The 20300-nt window shown below is 67.6% G+C and carries 16 protein-coding genes and 1 pseudogene; 8 read left to right on the plus strand and 9 right to left on the minus strand.

The features are described from left to right. Positions 1 to 256 precede the first annotated feature (256 nt). The 3 genes from ASF34_RS05135 to tesB all read right to left on the minus strand — a co-directional run bounded on the left by ASF34_RS05135 (position 257) and on the right by tesB (position 3342). Positions 257 to 1762 (minus strand): ammonium transporter, encoded by a 1506-nt coding sequence (locus ASF34_RS05135; protein WP_026176080.1) that lies wholly within the window; start codon positions 1760 to 1762, stop codon positions 257 to 259. Between the two features lie 88 nt (positions 1763 to 1850). Further along, entirely contained in the window at positions 1851 to 2189 is a 339-nt protein-coding gene (locus ASF34_RS05140) for a P-II family nitrogen regulator (protein ID WP_018044676.1), read from the minus strand. A gap of 283 nt (positions 2190 to 2472) precedes the next feature. Beyond that, entirely contained in the window at positions 2473 to 3342 is an 870-nt protein-coding gene (gene tesB / locus ASF34_RS05145) for an acyl-CoA thioesterase II (protein ID WP_056159324.1), read from the minus strand. 280 nt (positions 3343 to 3622) lie between these two features. On the opposite strand from tesB, the gene ASF34_RS05150 reads away from it, so the two are divergent. Continuing rightward, positions 3623 to 4894 (plus strand): FAD-dependent monooxygenase, encoded by a 1272-nt coding sequence (locus ASF34_RS05150; RefSeq protein WP_056159477.1) that lies wholly within the window; start codon positions 3623 to 3625, stop codon positions 4892 to 4894. A 235-nt stretch (positions 4895 to 5129) separates the two neighbouring features. On the opposite strand, the gene ppa is transcribed toward ASF34_RS05150, so the two are convergent. The 3 genes from ppa to ASF34_RS05165 form a co-directional block, all read right to left on the minus strand. Further along, positions 5130 to 5666 carry an inorganic diphosphatase gene (ppa, locus tag ASF34_RS05155; protein WP_018044679.1) on the minus strand — a complete coding sequence of 179 codons (537 nt, stop codon included), beginning with the start codon at positions 5664 to 5666 and terminating at the stop codon, positions 5130 to 5132. 180 nt (positions 5667 to 5846) lie between these two features. Then, on the minus strand, positions 5847 to 6188 hold the full coding sequence (locus ASF34_RS05160; RefSeq protein ID WP_018044680.1) for a hypothetical protein: 342 nt from the start codon (positions 6186 to 6188) through the stop codon (positions 5847 to 5849). A 123-nt stretch (positions 6189 to 6311) separates the two neighbouring features. Next, on the minus strand, positions 6312 to 6818 hold the full coding sequence (locus ASF34_RS05165) for a GNAT family N-acetyltransferase (RefSeq protein ID WP_018044681.1): 507 nt from the start codon (positions 6816 to 6818) through the stop codon (positions 6312 to 6314). 206 nt (positions 6819 to 7024) lie between these two features. On the opposite strand from ASF34_RS05165, the gene ASF34_RS05170 reads away from it, so the two are divergent. After that, on the plus strand, positions 7025 to 7750 hold the full coding sequence (locus ASF34_RS05170; RefSeq protein ID WP_018044682.1) for a fused DSP-PTPase phosphatase/NAD kinase-like protein: 726 nt from the start codon (positions 7025 to 7027) through the stop codon (positions 7748 to 7750). 16 nt (positions 7751 to 7766) lie between these two features. On the opposite strand, the gene ASF34_RS05175 is transcribed toward ASF34_RS05170, so the two are convergent. Together ASF34_RS05175 and ASF34_RS05180 are read right to left on the minus strand one after the other, a co-directional pair. Then, positions 7767 to 8639 carry a prephenate dehydratase gene (locus ASF34_RS05175; protein WP_056145752.1) on the minus strand — a complete coding sequence of 291 codons (873 nt, stop codon included), beginning with the start codon at positions 8637 to 8639 and terminating at the stop codon, positions 7767 to 7769. A gap of 20 nt (positions 8640 to 8659) precedes the next feature. Further along, complete coding sequence (locus tag ASF34_RS05180; RefSeq protein ID WP_056159326.1) at positions 8660 to 9403, minus strand: 3-deoxy-manno-octulosonate cytidylyltransferase; 744 nt, start codon at positions 9401 to 9403, stop codon at positions 8660 to 8662. Between the two features lie 245 nt (positions 9404 to 9648). Between ASF34_RS05180 and ASF34_RS05185 the strand changes: the two are divergent. The 6 genes and pseudogenes from ASF34_RS05185 to ASF34_RS05210 form a co-directional block, all read left to right on the plus strand. Continuing rightward, positions 9649 to 10218: pseudogene (locus ASF34_RS05185) on the plus strand (c-type cytochrome); the annotation flags it as partial. Positions 10219 to 10636: 418 nt separating this feature from the next. Then, positions 10637 to 11902, plus strand: coding sequence for an alpha-hydroxy acid oxidase (locus tag ASF34_RS05190; RefSeq protein WP_018044686.1), 1266 nt, complete (start codon positions 10637 to 10639; stop codon positions 11900 to 11902). A 461-nt stretch (positions 11903 to 12363) separates the two neighbouring features. Continuing rightward, the gene (locus ASF34_RS05195) at positions 12364 to 14232 is read left to right on the plus strand and encodes an extracellular solute-binding protein (protein WP_056159331.1); all 1869 of its coding nucleotides are present in this window, start codon (positions 12364 to 12366) and stop codon (positions 14230 to 14232) included. Beyond that, the gene (locus tag ASF34_RS05200; protein ID WP_056159333.1) at positions 14229 to 16091 is read left to right on the plus strand and encodes an extracellular solute-binding protein; all 1863 of its coding nucleotides are present in this window, start codon (positions 14229 to 14231) and stop codon (positions 16089 to 16091) included. Before ASF34_RS05195 ends, ASF34_RS05200 begins: the two co-directional genes overlap by 4 nt. 9 nt (positions 16092 to 16100) lie before the next feature. Then, positions 16101 to 17207 carry a microcin C ABC transporter permease YejB gene (locus ASF34_RS05205; RefSeq protein ID WP_018044689.1) on the plus strand — a complete coding sequence of 369 codons (1107 nt, stop codon included), beginning with the start codon at positions 16101 to 16103 and terminating at the stop codon, positions 17205 to 17207. After that, positions 17204 to 17734 carry a GNAT family N-acetyltransferase gene (locus tag ASF34_RS05210; RefSeq protein ID WP_056159336.1) on the plus strand — a complete coding sequence of 177 codons (531 nt, stop codon included), beginning with the start codon at positions 17204 to 17206 and terminating at the stop codon, positions 17732 to 17734. The genes ASF34_RS05205 and ASF34_RS05210 overlap by 4 nt, the downstream gene beginning before the upstream one ends. A gap of 163 nt (positions 17735 to 17897) precedes the next feature. On the opposite strand, the gene ASF34_RS05215 is transcribed toward ASF34_RS05210, so the two are convergent. Then, the gene (locus tag ASF34_RS05215; RefSeq protein WP_056159339.1) at positions 17898 to 19982 is read right to left on the minus strand and encodes a hypothetical protein; all 2085 of its coding nucleotides are present in this window, start codon (positions 19980 to 19982) and stop codon (positions 17898 to 17900) included. Between the last annotated feature and the right edge of the window lie 318 nt (positions 19983 to 20300).

Raw genomic sequence — 20300 nt, forward strand, 5'->3', positions numbered from 1 at the left:
AAATCCGGCCGAGCTTCGCAAAACTAACTTTGATGCAATTGCCCAGGAAATAGGCAAATACGGCCGTTCGTCGGACTTGCCATGGGGGTGTTGCATTCGCATCACATTTTCGCCCCAGTCCGGCGGCGGGAGCCGGCTCTGCCTCACGGTCGGGGGCGTCGATGCGGTTCTCGACGGCTGTCACGGACATGAGAAAGGCCCCGGTCGCATGGCGACCGGGGCCTCTCGGTTCGGTTGAGATGGTGTTTAGGCGGGATCAGTAGTTGTAGGCGCGCTCGCCATGGTCGGCGATGTCGAGGCCTTCGCGCTCTTCGTCCTGGGTCACGCGCAGACCGATGGTCAGGTCGACGAGCTTGTACAGGATGGCGGAGCCGATGCCGGACCACAGGATGGTGAAGCCGACGGCCTTACCCTGGGCCAGGAGCTGCGCCGCCATGTCGTAGGCGCCGACAGCGAGTTCGCCGGGCTTGCTGGTGTAGTCGGGGATGCCGACGCCGCCGAAGTCCGGGCTCACCAGGATGCCGGTGGCCAGGGCGCCGAGGATGCCGCCGATGCAGTGGACGCCGAAGACGTCGAGGGAGTCGTCGTAGCCGAGGGCGTTCTTCACCGTGGAGCACATGATGAAGCAGGCACCGCCGGCGACGAGGCCGAGGACGATCGAACCCATCGGACCGGCGAAGCCGGCGGCGGGTGTGACGGCGACGAGGCCGGCGATGGCGCCCGACAGCATGCCCAGGAGCGAGGGCTTGCCCTTGAGCATCCACTCCACGAACAGCCAGGAGACGGCGGCTGCGGCGGTGGCCACGAAGGTGTTGATCATGGCCAGACCCGCGGAGCCGTTGGCTTCGAGGTTCGAACCGGCGTTGAAGCCGAACCAGCCGACCCAGAGGAGCGAGGCGCCGATGGTGGTCATGGTCAGCGAGTGCGGGGCGAGGAGGTCACGGCCGTAGCCGATACGCTTGCCGAGCATCAGGCAGCCGACGAAGCCGGCGATACCCGCATTGATGTGCACGACGGTGCCGCCGGCGAAGTCGAGGGCGCCCCACTTGAAGATCATGCCCGCATCGGCGTTGACCGCGTCGAGAGCGGCCTGCGCCGTCGCCTTGGAGGCGTCGTCGGTGGCTGCGGCCAGGGCCTTGGCGGCGTCGCCGACGAGATCGGGACCACCCCAGTACCAGACCATGTGCGCCATCGGGAAGTAGATCAGTGTGACCCACAGCACCGAGAACACGAGCAGGGCGGAGAACTTCATGCGCTCGGCGAAGGCGCCGACGATGAGGCCGGGCGTGATCATCGCGAACGTCATCTGGAAGCAGATGTAGACGTATTCGGGAATGACGACGCCGTTCGAGAAGGTCGCCACGGTGGTGGACGGGTCGACGCCCTTCAGGAAGACCTTGGAGAAGCCGCCGACGAAGTCGTTGAGACCGCCGCCGTTGGTGAAGGCCATGCTGTAGCCGAAGGCGACCCACAGAAGGCAGACGATGGAGGCGATGGCGAAGACCTGCGTCAGCACCGACAGCATGTTCTTGGTGCGCACGAGGCCACCGTAGAACAGCGCGAGGCCGGGCACGGTCATCAGCAGCACGAGGACGGCCGAGACCATCATCCAGGCGGTATCGCCCTTGTTGGGAACGGGCGCGGCGGCGGCCGGCGCTGCGACGACTTCTGGGGTCGGCGACTGTGCGAGGGATGGCTCGACGAACAGGAGGGCCAGCGCGGCGCCTCCCATCCCGAGCGCAAGGGCATTGCGAAGTTTCATGGAAACGGAACTCCCGGTCGCGGTGCGATGGTGACGTGAGGAAAAGGAGGGGAGGCGGGCCGGAGCGTTGTCCGGCCGGGGCGATGGCTCAGAGCGCGTCGACGTCGGTCTCGCCGGTGCGGATGCGGACGGCCTTCTCGAGGGGCACGACGAAGATCTTGCCGTCGCCGATCTGGCCGGTGCGGGCGGCGGCGGCGATGGCGTCGATGACGCTGCTGGTGAGGTCGGACGCGACGGCGACCTCGATCTTCAGCTTCGGCAGGAAGCTCACGGCATATTCGGCGCCGCGGTAAATTTCGGTGTGGCCCTTCTGGCGGCCATAGCCTTTGACTTCGGTCACCGTGAGGCCGTGGACGCCGATTCCGGTCAGCGCATCCCTGACCTCCTCGAGCTTGAACGGCTTGATGATAGCCATCACGATCTTCATGGGCGGCGCCCCCTTTTGTTCTGGATGCCCCCGGTCACCGGCTCGATCTGCGTCGCGGCCCGGTAATCCGGCATTTCGCACCAGCCGGAATGGCCAAGCGATCGGCGCCCATCATTCAAGGACTATGCCAAAGGGAACTTTTCTTCATTCCTCGTTCTGCACACAAAGTGATCGATCACTGACGCGTGATCGTGCGATTTTTTCGCGATCATTGCCTAAAGAATGATCATTCAGACGATAACGTGAGCAGAATGGAAGCCCGTAAAGCAAAGCTCGCAGCGCATCACGAGCCGTTCGCGGTCGGCCGGATCAGGCCTTCCTGAGCGACGGATGCCACGAGCTCTCCCTCCCTCGTGAAGATCGATCCCCTGGCGAAACCGCGCCCGCCCGAAGCGGCAGGGCTCTCCTGCGCATAGAGCAGCCATTCGTCGGCGCGGAAGGGACGGTGGAACCAGAGGGCGTGATCGAGACTCGCGGATTGGATCGCGGCATCGAACACCGTCTTGCCGTGGGGAATCAGCGTCGCGTCCAGCAGCATCAGGTCGGAGGCATAGGCGAGGACGGCGCGGTGGATGGCCGGGTCGTCCGGCAGGCGCGCCCCGGCCCGGAGCCAGACGTGGAAGCGAGGCTCGCGCGGGTCGCGCGACATGTAGCGCTGCACCTCCACCGGCCTCAGCGCGATCGGGGTGGCTCGGCCGAGATAGGCGCGCATGGTGGCCGGGATCGACGGACCTGCCTGGGCGGCCAAAGCGGGGGCATCGAGGAGCGCCTCGGGCCCCGGCACGTCCGGCATGGCGATCTGGTGGACGAGCCCCTCCTCGTCGCTGTGGAAGGAGGCCGACAGGGTGAAGATCGCCCGCCCATGCTGATGGGCCACCACCCGCCGCGTGGCGAAGCTGCGCCCGTCGCGGATGCGTTCCACCGCGTAATCGATCGGCGCGGCCGGGTCGCCGGCGAGGATGAAATAGGCATGGAGGGAATGCGGCGGCCGGCTCGCCCCCACCGTGCGCGATGCGGCGACGAGGGCCTGCCCCAGCACCTGGCCGCCGAACACCCGGAACCATCCGGTTTCGATGCTCTGGCCCCGGAACAGGTCGTCGTCGAGGCGCGCGAGGTCGAGGCAGGCGAGGAGTTCGTCGACGGATCCGGTCATGCGGGCCTTTCACCGGGCTGAGGACATCGATGCGGCCGTGCATCACGGCGTCACGGCAGAGGGAATCGCCACAGCTCGCCCGGAATACAAGACTCATCGGGAATGCAAAACTCACGGGGAATGAGCGGCTCACTCTTCGAAAGCGCCCCCCGGCCGATCCGGTGACGCATCGTGCTTCGCTGTCGCGCGTTGCCTCCGGCGCGGCGGGGTGCCACTCCACGTGTCTCTCATCGCAGGCCGTGGGAATGGGGACGAGGCAAAGGGCATGGGCGGAACGGGGATGAGCGGATCGATGCAAGGTGGCGCGCCCCGCAAGGTGGCCATCGCCGGCGGCGGTATTCCCGGCCTCAGCCTGGCGCTGGCCTTGCGCCAAACCCATCGAGAATCGTTGGACGTCACCGTCTTCGATCCGGGGCTCGACCGCGCCGCGCTGCGGCATCGCGGGCGTGCCTTCGCCGTGGCGGCCGGCGGAAGGCGCATGCTGACGCGGTTGGGAATCTGGGATGGCGTCGCCCATGCGGCCGAACCGATCCTCGACATGGCGATCAGCGACAGCCGTCTGACGGATCCGGTGAGGCCGGTCTTCCTGACTTTCGGCCAGGACGGTGACGGCGAATCGCCGCTCGTCGGTGAGCCCTTCGCCCATATGGTCGAGGCAGAATACCTCGTCGACGCCCTGCTGACGGCATCGAAAGCCGTCGGGGTGGCCTTCGAGCCGGTCGGCATCCGCCACGCACAGGCGAACGGCCGGAGCATCGCCCTCGCGTTGTCCGACAGGCGCGAGACCGACGCGACGTTACTGGTCGCCGCGGACGGATCGCGGTCGAGGCTGCGCGAGGCGGCCGGGATCGGATGGGTCGGCCGGTCCTATCCGCAGACGGGCATCGTCGCCACGATCGGCCATGAGCGCCCCCATGGCGGCCGGGCCTTCGAGCATTTCCTGCCGAGCGGTCCCTTCGCCATTCTGCCCCTGGTGGATGGCGGCGCGCTCGGCCACCGCTCCTCCATCGTCTGGACGGAGCGGGCAGCGGATGTGGAGGCGCTGATCGGCGGCAGCGCTGAGGAAACCCTCGGGGAAATCGAACGGCGCTTCGGGCTCAATCTCGGCCGTCTCGTGCTCGAGGACGGGCCGAGTGCCCATCCGCTCTCCCTCGGCATGGCACGGAGCTTCCGGGGCGAGCGGCTCGCCCTGCTGGGGGATGCGGCCCATGTCATCCACCCGATCGCCGGCCAGGGGCTGAATCTCGGCCTCGCCGATGCCTCCTCCCTGGCGGAAGAGATCACGGAGGCCCTGCGCCTCGGGCTCGATCCGGGGGCGAAGGATGTGCTGCAGCGCTACGAGCGGAGCCGGCGCTTCGACACTTTCGCCATGGCGGCCGCCACGGACGGGCTCAACCGCCTGTTCTCCAACGACATCCTGCCGGTTCGGCTGATGCGTGATCTCGGGCTCGGCCTCGTCGATCGGATGCCGGGATTGAAGTCGCTCTTCATCGGCGAGGCCTCGGCCTCGCGGGGCGCCTCGCCCAGGCTGATGCGGGGCGAGGCGTTGTGAGACGGTCTCACCGCCTGTTCGGGTTGTCTTTCCAAGACATTACCTCATCCTGAGGCGCCGCGTAGCGGCCTCGAAGGAGGCTTCCAGGGATCGCGTGGCAACTGGAAGCTCCTTCGAGGCCCTTTGCTCAAGCAAAGGGCACCTCAGGATGAGGTGGTTGGTCTGGACGACCGACTTTCGCAGGCGGGCGGCCTTGGAATCACACGCTGCGGAAAGATCCGATCGAAGAAGGCTCTCAGGCCTTCTCGGCCTTGGCGCGCTCGATACCCTCGTTGATGAGGCGCTGGGCCTCGGCCTTGTCGCCCCAGCGCTTGATCTTCACCCACTTGCCGGGCTCCAGATCCTTGTAATGCTCGAAGAAGTGCTGGATCTGCTGGATCGTGATGTCCGGCAGGTCGGTGTAGTTCTCGATCCGGTCGTAGCGCATGGTGAGGTGGCGGGACGGCACGGCGATGATCTTCTCGTCCTCGCCGGCATTGTCCTCCATCACGAGGACGCCCACCGGGCGGACGCTGATGACCGCGCCGGGAGCGATGGCGCGGGTATTCGCCACGAGAACGTCGCAGGGATCGCCGTCGCCCGAGAGGGTGTGGGGGATGAAACCGTAATTCCCCGGGTAATGCATCGCGGTATAAAGAAACCGGTCGACCACGAGGGCACCGGATTCCTTGTCCATCTCATACTTGATCGGATCGCCGCCGATCGGCACTTCGATGATGACGTTGACGTCGTCCGGCGGGTTCTTTCCGATCGAGATGGAGTCGATGATCATGGGGTCCTCGCTCGAGCCTGCAGCAATCCAAGGCGCTGTTTCGGCGTCTCTTAAATCCCTTCCGCGTTAAAGGAAATCGACCTTGGCCCGATGCGCGGGGCTTTTGCGGCTTATCGTAACCGCCACACGCCCTTTCCGCGCTGAAAGCCCCGGCCCATACGGTCGGGCCGGAGCCACGGATCAGGATTTCTGATCGCCTGATCCGAACCAGCGCCGCCAGACGCCCTCGATCCAGCGGGCCGAGCGTTCGAGCGGGACCTTGAGGGCCGGGATGTCCTGGCTGAGGAGGGCGAGCCCGACGGGCAGCATCCAGAGCCCGAGCACGGGCAGGATCGAGAAGACGCCGCCCAGGATGAACAGGATCGCCGCACCGATCCTCACCCAGCGGCGAGAGGGCTCGCGCAGCCACTCGATGGCGCGCCGCAACCGATCGGGCAGTTTCTCGGTGAGGCGCGTGACGCGGTCGTCCCAATCCTGCGCCGTGCACTCACGGCGTGGCAGATCCTGCTGGCTGGCGGTCATCGTGGTCCCTGGATCCGGCGCGAGGACGTCGCGACGCGTTCCCCCATATGGGGACGGCGACGTCCGGGCTCAGGATCAACGTACCACTCCGCCTTCCGGGTTCCCTGATGACGGGATCGGGCCTCACTCGAAGCGATAGGCCACCTTGGAGAGGACGGCGCCGGCCATGCGGTCGACGGCCTCGGCCACCTTGATACCGCCCAGACCGGCGTAGAAGTCGCAGGCGCGCTCGTTGCCCGCCAGGGTCCAGACCCCGATCCGCGTCAGGCCGTGATCGGCGAGGTCGTTGCGGACCGCGCGGAACAGGCGCCGGCCGAGGCCAAGGCCCTGGTAGGCCGGCAGGATGTAGAGCTCGTCCACCTCCCCCGATGCCTTCAGGGCGCCGCCCCTCGCCTGCCCGTAGATCGCGTATCCGACGACCTCGTCGCCGATCTCGACCACGACCAGGGGGCGGTTGCGCTGGGCCGCGCCGACCCACCATTGCGACGAGCGCTGGGAGATCATCCGTTCTAGGGAAATGCCGGGGATGACGCCGCGATAGGCCTCCCGCCAGGTTTCGTCGAAGACGTCGCTCAACCGATCGGCGTCTCCCGGACGGGCGCGGCGGATGCTGGTGGTGCTCGTCTTCATGACTGTCCCTACGCTTGGTGGAAACGGGAACGATCTCGCATCGAAATGCACGATACGGGCATGATGAAGGCAAGCCGGATGCCGAGTTCCGGAAAGTGTGCTTCGTCAGGCGTGAATGGCGCAATTCTGCGACATCCGTTTGCCCGACGCTGCCCCGACTGTTAGAGCCGCCGGACGCTCCTCTCGACAGGTTCCCGCCGCCACCCGTGTTCAACAGATTCATCAAGCCCGAGATCCGCTATGCCCGGCGCATGGCGCGGATCGCCCGCTTCGAGCAGCCGATCGCAGGCCGGGGTGCGCGCATGCGGGCATGGGCCAACATGCTGCTCGTGGATCACGGCGTGTTCCGGCTAGCCTATCTCAACCGCCACAAGATCGGCACCGGCAAGGTCTGGCGCTCGGCCCAGCCGACGCCGCACCAGCTCGCCTGGTTCCGGCGGCAGGGCGTGCGCACGGTGATCTCCCTGCGCGGCGGCCGCGAGCACGGCTCCTGGCCGCTCCAGCGCGAGGCCTGCGCGCAGCAGGGGCTGACCCTCGTCGAGTTCGTCCTGCGCTCGCGTGAAGCGCCGTCGAAGGAGACGATCCTCGGCGCGAAGGCCTTCTTCGACGGGGTCCAGTATCCCGCCGTGATGCATTGCAAGTCCGGGGCGGACCGGGCCGGACTCGGTGCCGCCCTCTTCCTCATCCTGCACGAAGGCGTGCCCGTCTCGGAGGCGATGGGTCAGCTCTCGGCGCGGTACGGCCATTTCCGCTTCGCCAAGACCGGGATCCTCGATGCGTTCTTCGACCTCTACCTGCGCGAGGGCGAAGCGAAGGGGCTGGATTTCCTCACCTGGGTCGAGACGGTCTACGACCCCGAAGCCCTGAAGCGCGAGTTCCGGCCGGGCTTCTGGTCGGATCTCGTGGTCGACCGGGTGATCAAGCGGGAATAGGCGCGGGTTCCGCGCGCTACTCCGCCGCCAGCCGCGTGGTCTCGCGGAACGGATGGGCCGGGTAGGTGCCGATGATGCGCAGTTCCCGCGAGAAATAGGCGAGCTCGTCCAGCGCGCGCGCGAGGCCCGGATCCTCGGGGTGGCCGTCCACTTCCGCATAGAACTGCGTCGCCGAGAACTGGCCTTCGACCATGTAGCTCTCGAGCTTCGACATGTTGACGCCGTTGGTGGCGAATCCCCCGAGCGCCTTGTAGAGCGCAGCCGGGATGTTGCGGACGCGGAAGATGAAGCTCGTCACCGTCGGCCCCGAGGCGGCCGGGATCTCCACCGCCTCGGGCGAGAACACCACGAAGCGCGTGGTGTTGTGGCTCTCGTCCTCCACGTCGCGGGCGAGGATGTCGAGACCGTAGACGCCCGCCGCCATGGCCGGGGCCAGCGCGCCGCGGCTCGGATCGCCGGCTTCGGCGACTTCCCGCGCCGCGCCCGCCGTGTCGCCGGCCACGATGGCCTTGAGCCCGAGCCGCCGGATGATCTTGCGGCATTGGCCGAGCGCGTGGACGTGGCTGTGCACCGTCCGGATCGCCTCGATCGGCGTGCCGGGAAGCGCCATCAGCTGAAAATGGATCGGCAGGAAGTGCTCGGCCACGATGTGCAGGTTCGAGCTCGGGATCAGGTGATGGATGTCGGCGACACGCCCGGCGATGGAGTTCTCGATGGGGATCATCGCCAGGGCGGCCCGGCCGTCGTTCACCGCCGCGAAGGCTTCCTCGAACGAGGCGCAGGGCAGCGGGGTCCAGTCGGGATAGGCCTGGGCGCAGATGATGTGCGAATTCGCGCCCGGCTCGCCCTGGTAGGAGATCGTGGTGCGGGATTCGGTCGTGTCGGACATGGGAGAAACAACTCGGTTCGTCAGTTGAGGCGCCGGGCCATGAGCACCGCCCGCGCCCGTTCGAGGTCGGCGGGGGTGTCGACGCCCAGCGGCAGGTCGTCGACGATGGTGGCGTCGATGCGCATGCCCGCCTCCAGCGCCCGCAGCTGTTCCAGTTTCTCGCGGGTCTCGAGTTCGCCGGGCGGCAGGGCCATGAAGCGGGTGAGCGCCCGGCGGCGATAGGCGTAGAGGCCGATATGGTGGAACAGCGGCCCCTCCCCCCAGGGCGCCTGCGCCCTGGTGAAATAGAGCGCGCGCAGGCGGTTGGGCCCCACATGGTGGCCGACGAGCTTCACCACGTTGGGATCGTGCCGCTCCTCCTCGCGGGTGATGATCGCGCAGAGGGTGGCGATGTCCACGGCGCGATCGGCCAGCGGCGTGATCGCCGCGCCGATGATCGCCGGGTCGATCGTCGGCAGGTCGCCCTGGACGTTGACCACCACGTCGTGGTTGCCCTGCGGATCGATGATGTCGAGCGCCTCGGCCAGCCGGTCCGACCCGGAAGGATGATCGGCCCGGGTGAGGGTCGCGAGGCCGCCGACCCGCTCGATCGCCTCGACGATCTCGACGGCATCCGTGGCCACGACCACCGGTCCGATCCCGGCTTCCACGGCGCGGCGCCAGACATGGACGATCATCGGCTCACCGGCGATGTCGGCCATCGGCTTGTTCGGCAGCCGGGTGGCGGCCATGCGGGCGGGAATGAGAACGAGGGGATCCGACATCGACCGGCGTATCTCCGCAGCGAGCCGGGGGAGTAGCAGGGGCGGTGCGCGTTGTCATCGGCGCACGGTCGCGGCTGCGGGAGAATGACATCCGGCGCTATGCGACTACACGGCCGCCCGCTCCGCCATTGTCAAGGTCGGCCCTTAACCGCTATTCACCCTCGAACATTTCCAGAGTCCGGGGCATCCGCTCACCGGGCCACGCCTGCCGCCGCAACCGGCGGACGCCCCCGGAGTTGTCGAGAATGGACTCTTTCGAGCTGAACAAGGTCGCGGGCGCCGTACTCGGCACTCTTCTTCTCGCCATGGGCTCCGGTTTCGTCGCCGAATTGATCTACAGCGCCAAGCCGGCGGGAAGTGCCGGCTACGCCCTGCCCGAGCCTCAGCCCGAGGCGGCCGGCGGCGGCGCCGCCGCCGCGGCCAAGGTCGAGCCGCTTCCGGTCCGCCTCGCCAGCGCCAGCGTCGAGAAGGGCACCGGCGCCGCCAAGAAGTGCGCCGCCTGCCACAGTTTCGAGAAGGGCGGCCCCAACAAGGTCGGTCCGCATCTCTGGGGTGTGGTCGACCGCCAGCGCGCCCATGAGAGCGGGTTCGAGTATTCCGCCGCGCTGAAGGAGAAGGGCGGCACCTGGACCTACGACGAGCTCGATCACTTCCTCGCCAACCCGAAGACCTACGTGCCGGGCACCAAGATGGCCTTTGCCGGCATCCAGGCCCCGCAGGAGCGCGCCGACGTGATCGCCTATCTGCGCTCGCTCGCCGACACCCCGGCGCCGCTTCCCGCCGTCGAGAAGGCCGCCGCCGAGGACAAGCCGGCGCAGTAAAATTCGGCTTTGCCGACACGTTTTCATCGGCTCGACGGAAAGGCGCGGCATGTCCGCGCCTTTCCTGTTCCGAACGACCCGTCGACCGGCCCTTTTCATATTGCGGTGCGGTAGTGCCGCGCGAATCACGTCGCCTGCTCAGCTCTGAGATCCAGCGGATCGCGCCATCGTGAAAGCGCGGCGCAGGACGCAAATCGACATATATCGCCGCCGATCTGCGATTTTGAGCCCGAATCCCGTTGAAGTACCGCATCGGCCGACCTCATCGCGTTGGCGGCGGAAGGCATGCACGCTACGATTTAGAATTATAACAGTTATTGCATCGCACAATAGAATTGGTGCAGGAAGGTTCGGCAAATCGAAGCAAGCGAGAGCGAGACGTATGTCGAACGGTGTCGAGGGAGAGTCTGCCATGGGTGAACACGCATCGATCCACCGCCGGAAACTGTTGGCCTACTTCTCGTCCAGCCCCCTGTTCGCGCCGAGCGCCGCACGCGCCCTGGCGGGAATCGCCGCCCTCGGAACCACGGAAGCGGTGGCCCAGAGCTACGACGTCCTGCGCGCCGCCCCCGTGATGAACGGCGACCTCATCGCCTCCCCGGCGCAGGCCCTCAACGTGTTCGATTTCGAGCCCGTGGCGAAGAAGGAATTGCCCCCGGCGCATTACGGCTACCTCGCCAGCGGCGTCGATGCCGACAAGACGCTGAAGGCCAACCGGGACGATTTCGACAAGATCCATATCCGCGTCCGCCGCCTGATCGACGTGCGAAAGATCGATACGACCGTGAAGATCTTCGGCGAGACCTGGGCGAGCCCGATCGCGCTCGCTCCCGTCAGCAGCGTGGGTGCCTTCCACCCCGAGGCCGAGGCCGCCGCCGCCCGCGCCTGCAAGGTGAAGGGTCACCAGATGATCCTGTCCACGGTGGGCAGCACCTCCATCGAGACCGTCATCAAGGAGCGTGGCGCCCCCGTCTGGTACATGCTGTACCCGACCGACGATTGGTCCGTGACCGAGAAGCTCGTGAAGCGGGCCGAGGCGGCCGGCGCCCCGGCCATCGTGCTCACCGTCGATCGCCAGGGCGGCCGCAACACCGAGACGCTGTTCCGCGAGCGCCGCGCCGACACCCGCACCTGTACCGATTGCCACACGCCCGGCTTCAAGAACGAAGTCAGCCGCAAGCCGATGTTCGACGAGATCGACGTGTCGAAGGTCACCAACCTCTACGGCACCGGCATGACCTGGGACTACGTGAAGCGCCTGCGCGGCATCGTGAAGGGCAAGCTCGTCCTCAAGGGCATCGTGACCCAGGAAGACGCCAAGATCGCCCTGACCCACGGCGTCGACGCGATCATCGTCTCCAACCACGGCGGCCGCGCCGAGGAGAGCCTGCAATCGACCATCGGCGCCCTGCCGGAAGTGGTCGCCGCCGTGAACGGCAAGGTCCCGGTCCTCATCGACGGCGGCTTCCGTCGCGGCACCGACGTGCTGAAGGCACTGGCGCTCGGCGCCACCGCCGTCTGCGTCGGCCGCCCCTATGTCTGGGGCCTCGCCGCCTTCGGCCAGCCCGGCGTCGAGATGGTGCTCACCCTGATGCAGCGCGAGTTCGAGACGATCATGCGCCAGGTCGGCGCCACCAAGCTCTCCGAAATCACGCCGAAGAGCGTCCAGATCGTCTGACATCCGGTTGATCGGATTTGTCCGGAGGATGTTCATGCGGGAGCAGATCATCCGCTGAAGTCCATCATCCAATCAGATCACCTCATCCTCAGGAGCCCTTCGCCTCGGCGAAGGGCCTCGAAGGAGCTCTCCAGTCTGCTCAGTGGGTGCTGGAGGCCTCCTTCGAGGCCGCTGCGCGGCACCTCGGGATGAGGTTAAGCCTCGGACTAACAACTCGAACGGGATCTTCGTGTCCCTCGAAAAACTCCCGCTGCTGCGTCGTACACCGGGGGGGGGATCGACCGTGATCGGGAGTACCGCGAGGCACTCCGCCGTTCCTCACGAGGCGATCCTCCCACGCGTTCAACCGACGCGCCGGGGACTTGACCGCTTGGCGTGGCCCGTCCCGACGTCCTAGAAGGACATCGCGCCTGCGCCCTCGACGGCACGGGCAACGGAATTCGGGAGACAGCCGCCTCGTGATGCGAACAGCCCTGATCGGACGCCTTCTCGCCGCCTCCCTCGCGGTCGCCGCCTTCGTCGGTGGTGCCAGGGCCGCCCCCGACGGCGCCCCATGGGCCCATGCCTTCACGCTCATGGGCGAGCCGAAATACCCGGCCGATTTCAAGCAGTTCGACTATGCCGACCCGAAGGCCCCGAAGGGCGGCCTCGTGCGCCTCGGCGCCCAGGGCGGCTTCGACAATTTCAACCTCGTCGTGGCGGGTCTGAAGGGCGATCTCGAAGGTGGGGTCGCGCAGATCTACGATACGCTGATGACGGAGTCGCTGGACGAGCCGTTCACCTCCTACGGGCTCCTCGCCGAAGGGGTCCGCATCGCCGACGACCTCTCCTCCGTGACCTACCGCCTGCGCGAGAACGCCCGCTGGCACGACGGCAAGCCGATCACGCCCGAGGATGTGGTCTGGTCCTACGAGACGTTGAAGGCCAACAGCCCGTTCTACGCGGCCTATTACCAGACGGTGGCGAAGGGCGAGGTCACCGGCCCGCGCGAGGTCACCTTCACCTTCACCGAGAAGGGCAACCGCGAACTGCCGCAGGTGCTCGGCCAGCTCCGCGTGCTGCCCAAGCACTGGTGGACGGGCAAGGACGCGGAAGGGCGCCAGCGCGACGCCACCCAGACCACCCTCGAGATCCCCCTCGGCTCCGGCCCCTATCGCCTCGCCAAGTTCGAGGCCGGCCGCAGCGTCACCTACGAGCGCGTGCCCGATTACTGGGGCGCCGACCTGCCGGTGAATGTCGGCCGCAACAATTTCGGCACGATGCGCAACGAGTATTTTCGTGACGCCACCGTGCTGATCGAGGCGCTGAAGGGCGACCTGTTCGACTTCCGCGCCGAGAATATCGCCCGCAACTGGGCCACCGCCTATGACGACTTCCCCGCCGTGAAGGAGGGCCGCCTGATCAAGGAGGAATTCCCCGACCGCGGCAACGGCATCATGCAGGCGTTCGTCTTCAACACCCGCAAGGCCAAGTTCGCCGACGAGCGGGTCCGCCGCGCCTTCAACCTCGCCATGAACTTCGAGGAGATGAACCGGGCGCTGTTCTTCGGCCTCTACAAGCGGATCGATTCCTATTACTTCGGCTCGGAACTCGCCTCCTCCGGCCTGCCGCAGGGCGCGGAACTGGCGATCCTCGACGGCGTGAAGGACAAGGTCCCGCCGTCCGTCTTCACGACCCCCTACACCAACCCGGTCAACGGCACGCCCGATGCCGTGCGCGCCAACCTGCGCGAGGCGGTGCGCCTCCTCAAGGAGGCCGGCTACGAGCTTCGCGACGGGCGCATGACCAACGTAAAGACCGGCGAACCGCTCACCGTCGAGTTTCTGGAGTTCCAGAGCGTGTTCGAGCGGGTGGTCCTGCCGTTCTCGGCCCAGCTGAAGCTCATCGGCATCCAGACCTCGCTCCGCGTCATCGACCAGGCGCAGTACCAGAACCGGCTGCGCGCCTTCGACTTCGACGTGACCACGAGTTCCTGGGGGCAGTCCCTCTCCCCCGGCAACGAGCAGCGCGAATATTGGGGCTCGACTGCGGCCGACAAGCAGGGCTCGCGCAACCTGATCGGGATCAAGGACCCGGCCATCGACACGCTGATCGAGGCGGTGATCTTCGCCAAGGACCGGCCCGGCGTGCTCGCCGCCACCCATGCCCTCGACCGGGTGCTCCTCGCCCACAACTTCGTTGTGCCGCAATGGGCCTCGAACGTGTCGCGGACCCTGCGCTGGAACCGATTCGGGCACCCGGCCACCCTCCCGCTCTACGGCTCGTCCGGCTTCCCGACCACGTGGTGGTACGACGAGGCGCTGGCCGCCAAGACCGGGGCGCCCCGGTGAGGGTCGCGCCGAGCCGCCGGGACTTCGTCGCCGGGGCCGGCGCCCTCGGCATCGCCACCGCCCTGACGAAGCGGGCGGGGGCCGCCCCCACCGGGGCGAGCCACGGCATGTCGAGTTTCGGGGAACTGAAATACCCGGCCGACTTCCCGCATTTCGCCTATGTGAACCCGGCCGCCCCACGCGGCGGCCGGTTCTCGGCGCAGCTCTCCTCCACCCTCGGCAACCAGGCCGGCGACACGTTCAACACCCTCAACGTCTACGTCCTGCGCGGCGACGGCGCCGCCGGCATGAACCTCACCTTCGATTCGCTGATGGTGCGGGCGCTGGACGAGCCCGATTCGCTCTACGGCCTCGTCGCCCGCAGCGTGGAGGCGAGCGAGGACGGCCTGACCTACCGTTTCGCCCTGCGCCCGCAGGCGCGGTTCCATGACGGCTCGCGCCTCACCGCCGCCGATGTCGCCTTCTCTCTGACTCTGCTGAAGGAGAAGGGGCATCCCGAAATCTCCCAGGTGATCCGCGACATGGCCGACGCCGTGGCGGAGGGTGACGAGACGTTGGTGGTGCGCTTCGAGAAGGGCCGCAGCCGCGATCTACCGCTCTTCGTCGCGACGCTACCGATCTTCTCGAAGGCCTATTATGCAGGCCGGGATTTCGAAGCCTCCACCCTGGAGCCGCCGATGGGGTCCGGCCCCTACAAGGTCGGGCGCCTGGAAGCCGGCCGCTTCATCGAGCTGGAGCGGGTGGCCGATTACTGGGCCGCCGACCTGCCGGTGATGGTTGGGCAGAACAATTTCGAGCAGATCCGCTACGAGTATTTCCGCGATCGCCAGGTGGCGTTCGAGGCGTTCAAGAGCGGCATCTTCACCTTCCGCGAGGAATTCACCGCCCGCGTCTGGGCGACGGGCTACGATTTCCCCGCCTTCCGCGAGGGCCGCGTGCGCAAGGAGGTCGTGCCCGATGCGCGCCCCTCCGGCACGCAGGGCTGGTGGATCAACACCCGCCGCGAGGCCTTCAAGGACCGCCGGGTCCGCGAGGCGATCGGCCTGTGCTTCGACTTCCCCTGGGCGAACAAGAACCTGATGTTCGGCGCCTATATCCGCACGGCCTCGTTCTTCGAGAATTCCGATCTCAAGGCCACCGGGAAACCCTCGCCCGAGGAGCTCGCGCTGCTCGACCCCATGCGGGCCGGCCTGCCCGACGAGGTCTTCGGCGAGGCGTGGCAGCCGGCCCAGTCGGACGGCTCGGGCCAGGACCGGGCGCTCCTCAGCCGTGCCGTGGCGCTCCTGCGCGAGGCGGGCTGCACGCGGGAAGGCGGCGCCATCGCGCTGCCGGGGGGCAAGCCCCTGGAGATCGAGTTCCTCGACGCCGATCCGGCCCTCGAGCCGCACACCCAATCCTTCATCCGCAATCTCGGCCTGATCGGGATCAAGGCCACCATCCGGCGGGTGGACACCTCCCAGTATCAGTCCCGCCTGAAGGATTTCGACTTCGACATCACCTCGCGCCGCTATGGCAGCGGGCCGACGCCGGGGCCGGAACTGAGGCAGGTCTACGGCTCGGCCAGCGCCGCAACGCCGGGCTCGGACAACCTCGCCGGAATCTCCGACGCCACGGTGGACGCCCTGATCGGCCGGGTGCTCGATGCGTCCACCCGCGCCGATCTCACAGTGGCCGCCCGCGCCCTCGACCGGGTGCTGCGCTCGGGCCGCTACTGGATTCCGATGTGGTACAAGGCCGATCACCGCCTTGCCCTCTGGGACGTCTACGGCCACCCATCGCCCGGACCGGCCTACGATCTCGGCGCCCCGGCGATCTGGTGGCACGATGCCGACAAGGCCCGGCGAATCGGCAGGAATTGAGGACCAGACGTGCTCGCCTACATCCTGCGCCGCATCGCCCTCATGGTCCCGACGATCTTCGGGATCATGCTTATCACCTTCGTCATCGTGCAGTTCGCCCCCGGCGGGCCGGTGGAGCGCGTGCTGGCGCAGCTGCAGGGCCAGAACGAGGGTAGCCTGTCCCGCGTCACCGGCGGGGCCGGCGATCTCGGCGGCGGCGGGCGCTCGGCCGGCGGCGGCTCGGAGGCGAGTTCGCGCTATCGCGGCGCGCAGGGGCTCGACCCGGCCTTCATCAAGAAGCTCGAACAGCAATTCGGCTTCGACAAGCCGGCTCCCGAGCGCTTCGCCAAGATGCTGTGGGACTACGCCACCTTCGATTTCGGCAAGAGCTATTTTCGCGATGTGTCGGTGCTGCAGCTGATCCGCGAGCGCCTGCCGGTCTCGATCTCCCTCGGCCTGTGGATGACGCTGCTGTCCTACGCGATCTCGATCCCGCTCGGCATCCGCAAGGCGGTGAAGGACGGCTCGCGCTTCGACCTGTGGACCTCCAGCATCGTCATCGTCGGCTATGCCATCCCGAGCTTCCTGTTCGGCATCGCCCTCATCATCCTGTTCGCCGGCGGCTCGTTCCTGCAGGTCTTCCCGATTCGTGGCCTCACCAGCGAGGGCTGGGAGACCTTCACCCTGTGGGGCAAGATCGTCGATTACGCCTGGCACATGACGCTGCCGCTCACCGCCCTGGTGCTCGGCGCCTTCGCCACCTCGACCCTGCTCACCAAGAACTCGTTCCTCGACGAGATCCGCAAGCAATACGTGATGACGGCGCGGATGAAGGGCCTCACCGAGCGGCGGGTGCTCTATGGGCACGTCTTCCGCAACGCCATGCTGATCGTCGTGGCGGGCTTTCCCGGCGCCTTCATCTCGGCCTTCTTCGCCGGCTCCCTGCTCATCGAGACGATCTTCTCCCTCGACGGGCTCGGGCTCCTGTCCTTCACCGCCATCGTGGGGCGCGATTACCCCATCGTCTTCGCCACGCTCTACATCTTCTCGCTGATGGGGCTCGCGGTGAACCTGCTCTCCGACCTGATCTACACCTGGATCGACCCGCGCATCGACTTTTCCGCTCGCGCCACATGACGAGCCTGCCCCTCGTCATCCGGCCCGAGCGGCCGGGCGATGCCGATTCCATCGAACGCCTCCATGCCCGCGCCTTCGGGCCGGGACGTTTCGCCCGCACCGCCTATCGCCTGCGCGAAGGCACAGTGCCCCTGGGCGATCTCTGCTTCACCGCGCTGGTCGGCACCTATCTCGTCGGCTCGGTCCGAGTCGCTCCGGCTGAGGCGGGCGGCCCGCTCCTCGTGCTCGGACCGCTCACCGTCGATCCGAGCTTCGGACAACGCGGCATCGGCGGATCGCTGATGCGGGCGAGCCTCGACGCCGCGCGGGAAGGCGGCCACGGCGTCGTGGTTCTGGTGGGTGACGCGCCCTATTACCGCCGCTTCGGCTTCACGCCCGTGCCGCCGGGCCGCCTGCTGCCGCCTGGACCGGTGGATCCCGCGCGATTCCTCTGGCTCGAGCTCCGTCCGGGTGCCTTGGAGACGGTATCGGGGACCGTCAGGCCCGTTCGTCCGCCCGCAACCCTCGGCGGTGAGACGCGAGGCTGACCCTCCCCAGAGGGTGAGACGCACGCCACTCCTTCTCCCCTCTGCGGGAGAAGGTGGCCCGCGAAGCGCGTCGGATGAGGGGAACGCCATCTTCGGAGAGGTCGCCCCCTCTCCCGCCTGCTCCGCAGGCACCCTCCCCCGCAGAGGGGGGAGGGTCGGAGACCTACGCCACCCGCCCGCGCCGGCCCTCAACCAGCCACATCGCCAGCACCGCACCGGCCAAAGCCACCAGCGCCCATAGGCCGAGCGCCAGGGGGTAGACCTCGACGCCGCGGATGACGGCACTGTCGCTCGGGCGGAAGCCGATCCAGTCGGCGCCGGCCAGACGCCCGCTGCGCACGGCCTGAAGGCGCGGCACGACGGTGCTCCCGCCCGCATCGGCGAGGCGGCGGATCGAGCCGCCGGTCCCTTCGGCCAGGGCCTTCAGACGCTCGGTATCGCTGAACACGTCGGTGAGCTCGCGCGGGTTCGGCGGTCCGACGCTGACGAAGGCGATGAGCGAGCCGGAGCGCAGGGTGTGGAGCCCGAGTTCCGTGGCCTCGAAGGTCGTGCTGAACAGGCCGGGCTCCCCGGCCGTGAGGGTCAGCGTCCGCTCGGGTCCGGTCGGCCCCTTTACGGTGACGGGCTCGGTGGTCTCGGCCATGGTCTGGCGCTCGACGCGGACTTCGCGGCCATGCCCCGTCGTCTGCGCCCGCAGGGCCTCCTCTTCGAGGGCCGGCTCCTTCATCAGCCAATGGCCGAGGCGGCGCAGCAGGTCGAGATAGGGGCCGCCTTCCTGATAGCCGCGCGCCCAGAGCCAGGCGTGGTCGGAAAGCAGAAGGGCGACACGGCCCTTGTCCTCCCGCGAGAGAGCGAGGAGCGGCAGGGCGTTCGGGCCCTGCAGGATCGGCTGGATGCCGGGCTTGGTCTGGGCGGAGACGATGCGCAACCAGTCGCCCCAGGCCGGGGGAGAGGCCTCCGAGCCCGGCAGGGCGCGGGTGACGGGGTGGCGGGTGCCGGTGCCCGTCAGCGCCGCCTTGTAGGGCTGCTCCACCACGCGGCCATTGGGTTCGCCCGGTAGGATCTGGGAGAGGCGGGTACGGGCGAGGCTCGCCGAGGAGGCGAATTCCGGCCCCGCCGCGATGAGCAGCGCGCCGCCATCGCGGACATAGCGGACGATGTTGTCGAAATAGGCCGAGGGCAGCACGCTCTGGTTGGCGTAGCGGTCGAAGATGATGAGATCGAAATCCTTGATCTTCTGGACGAACAATTCGCGCGTCGGGAAGGCGATGAGCGAGAGTTCGGAGATCGGCGTGCCGTCCTGCTTCTCCGGTGGGCGCAGGATGGTGAAATGGACGAGATCGACGTTGGCGTCCGATTTCAGCAGGTTGCGCCAGGTCCGCTCACCCTGGTGCGGCTCGCCCGAGACGAGGAGCACGCGCAGCTTCTCGCGGATGCCCTCGATGGGCAGGACGGCGCGATTGTTGATCGTGGTCAACTCGCCCGGCAGCGGCTCGACCTCGATTTCCACGACGTTGGGGCCACCATGCTCGATCTTGGTGGTCAGTGAGAAGGGCTGACCGGTGGGGAAGGTGCGGCGTCCGATCTCCTCGCCGTCGCGTCGCACGGTGACGGTGGCGCTGCCGGTGCCGCCCCGCTCCATCACCTCGGCGCGGATGGTGAGATCGCGCCCGACGATGCCGAAGCGCGGCGCCTCGATCAGCTTGATCTGCCGGTCGCGCTCGTCGGGATGTCCGGTGACGAGGACATGGAGCGGCGCCTTGATGCCGAGCGCCGCGACGTTGGCCGGGATGTCATGGACCACGCCGTCCGTCAGCATCACCACCCCGGCGAGCCGATCCGGCGGGACGTCGGCGAGGCCCTGGGACAGGGCCGTGAACAGCTTGGTGCCGTCGTCGCCGTCCTTGGCGTCGGGCACGTCGATGAAGCGCGGCTCGATGTTGGTGAGCGAGCCGAAGCGCCGCTGCAATTCGGCCCGGACCGTATCGGTCATGGCCGGGCGGTCACCGAGACTTTGCGACCCGGACCGGTCGACGACGATGGCCGCGATGTCCTTCACCGGCTCGCGATCCTCGCGCACCAGGGACGGGTTGGCGATGGCCAGCAGCACGAGCCCGAGGGCCAGCGCCCGCAGGACCGCCGTGCGCCCCCGCGCCACGAAGGCGAGAACGACGAAGATCGCCACCAGAACGCCCAAGCCCGCGATGACCGGCCACGGGATGAGCGGGGTGAAACTGAGGCTCAGCATGGGCTAGCGGCCTCCGAGTTTCGGCTTCCCACGGTCTCCAACCCAACCACCTCATCCTGAGGTGCCCGCATGGCGGGCCTCGAAGGAGCCTTCCAGTACCCTCCGAGTGGACTGGAGGCCTCCTTCGAGGCCTCCGCTGCGCTCCCGGGCCTCAGGATGAGGTCGGAGGGACGGATATCGCTCATGGTTATTTGACAGGAGAGGGCTGGGGTGAGGTGTGGTCCATCTCCGGAGAGGTCGCCCCTTCTCCCGATCGCTCCGCGACCACCCTCCCCCGCAAAGGGGGGAGGGACGAGCCCGACCCGATACGCAGTCTGA

The organism is Methylobacterium sp. Leaf106, assembly GCF_001422895.1.
Lineage (GTDB): Bacteria > Pseudomonadota > Alphaproteobacteria > Rhizobiales > Beijerinckiaceae > Methylobacterium > Methylobacterium bullatum.

What these genes read in the sequence shown, in the direction of transcription:
- ASF34_RS05215 (WP_056159339.1), bottom strand. Translation starts at nt 19,982, where the DNA reads ATGCTGAGCCTCAGTTTCACCCCGCTCATCCCGTGGCCGGTCATCGCG.
- ASF34_RS05190 (WP_018044686.1), top strand. Translation starts at nt 10,637, where the DNA reads ATGGGTGAACACGCATCGATCCACCGCCGGAAACTGTTGGCCTACTTC.
- ASF34_RS05210 (WP_056159336.1), top strand. Translation starts at nt 17,204, where the DNA reads ATGACGAGCCTGCCCCTCGTCATCCGGCCCGAGCGGCCGGGCGATGCC.
- ppa (WP_018044679.1), bottom strand. Translation starts at nt 5,666, where the DNA reads ATGATCATCGACTCCATCTCGATCGGAAAGAACCCGCCGGACGACGTC.
- ASF34_RS05140 (WP_018044676.1), bottom strand. Translation starts at nt 2,189, where the DNA reads ATGAAGATCGTGATGGCTATCATCAAGCCGTTCAAGCTCGAGGAGGTC.
- ASF34_RS05175 (WP_056145752.1), bottom strand. Translation starts at nt 8,639, where the DNA reads ATGTCCGACACGACCGAATCCCGCACCACGATCTCCTACCAGGGCGAG.
- ASF34_RS05135 (WP_026176080.1), bottom strand. Translation starts at nt 1,762, where the DNA reads ATGAAACTTCGCAATGCCCTTGCGCTCGGGATGGGAGGCGCCGCGCTG.
- ASF34_RS05165 (WP_018044681.1), bottom strand. Translation starts at nt 6,818, where the DNA reads ATGAAGACGAGCACCACCAGCATCCGCCGCGCCCGTCCGGGAGACGCC.
- ASF34_RS05195 (WP_056159331.1), top strand. Translation starts at nt 12,364, where the DNA reads ATGCGAACAGCCCTGATCGGACGCCTTCTCGCCGCCTCCCTCGCGGTC.
- ASF34_RS05180 (WP_056159326.1), bottom strand. Translation starts at nt 9,403, where the DNA reads ATGTCGGATCCCCTCGTTCTCATTCCCGCCCGCATGGCCGCCACCCGG.
- ASF34_RS05150 (WP_056159477.1), top strand. Translation starts at nt 3,623, where the DNA reads ATGAGCGGATCGATGCAAGGTGGCGCGCCCCGCAAGGTGGCCATCGCC.
- ASF34_RS05160 (WP_018044680.1), bottom strand. Translation starts at nt 6,188, where the DNA reads ATGACCGCCAGCCAGCAGGATCTGCCACGCCGTGAGTGCACGGCGCAG.
- tesB (WP_056159324.1), bottom strand. Translation starts at nt 3,342, where the DNA reads ATGACCGGATCCGTCGACGAACTCCTCGCCTGCCTCGACCTCGCGCGC.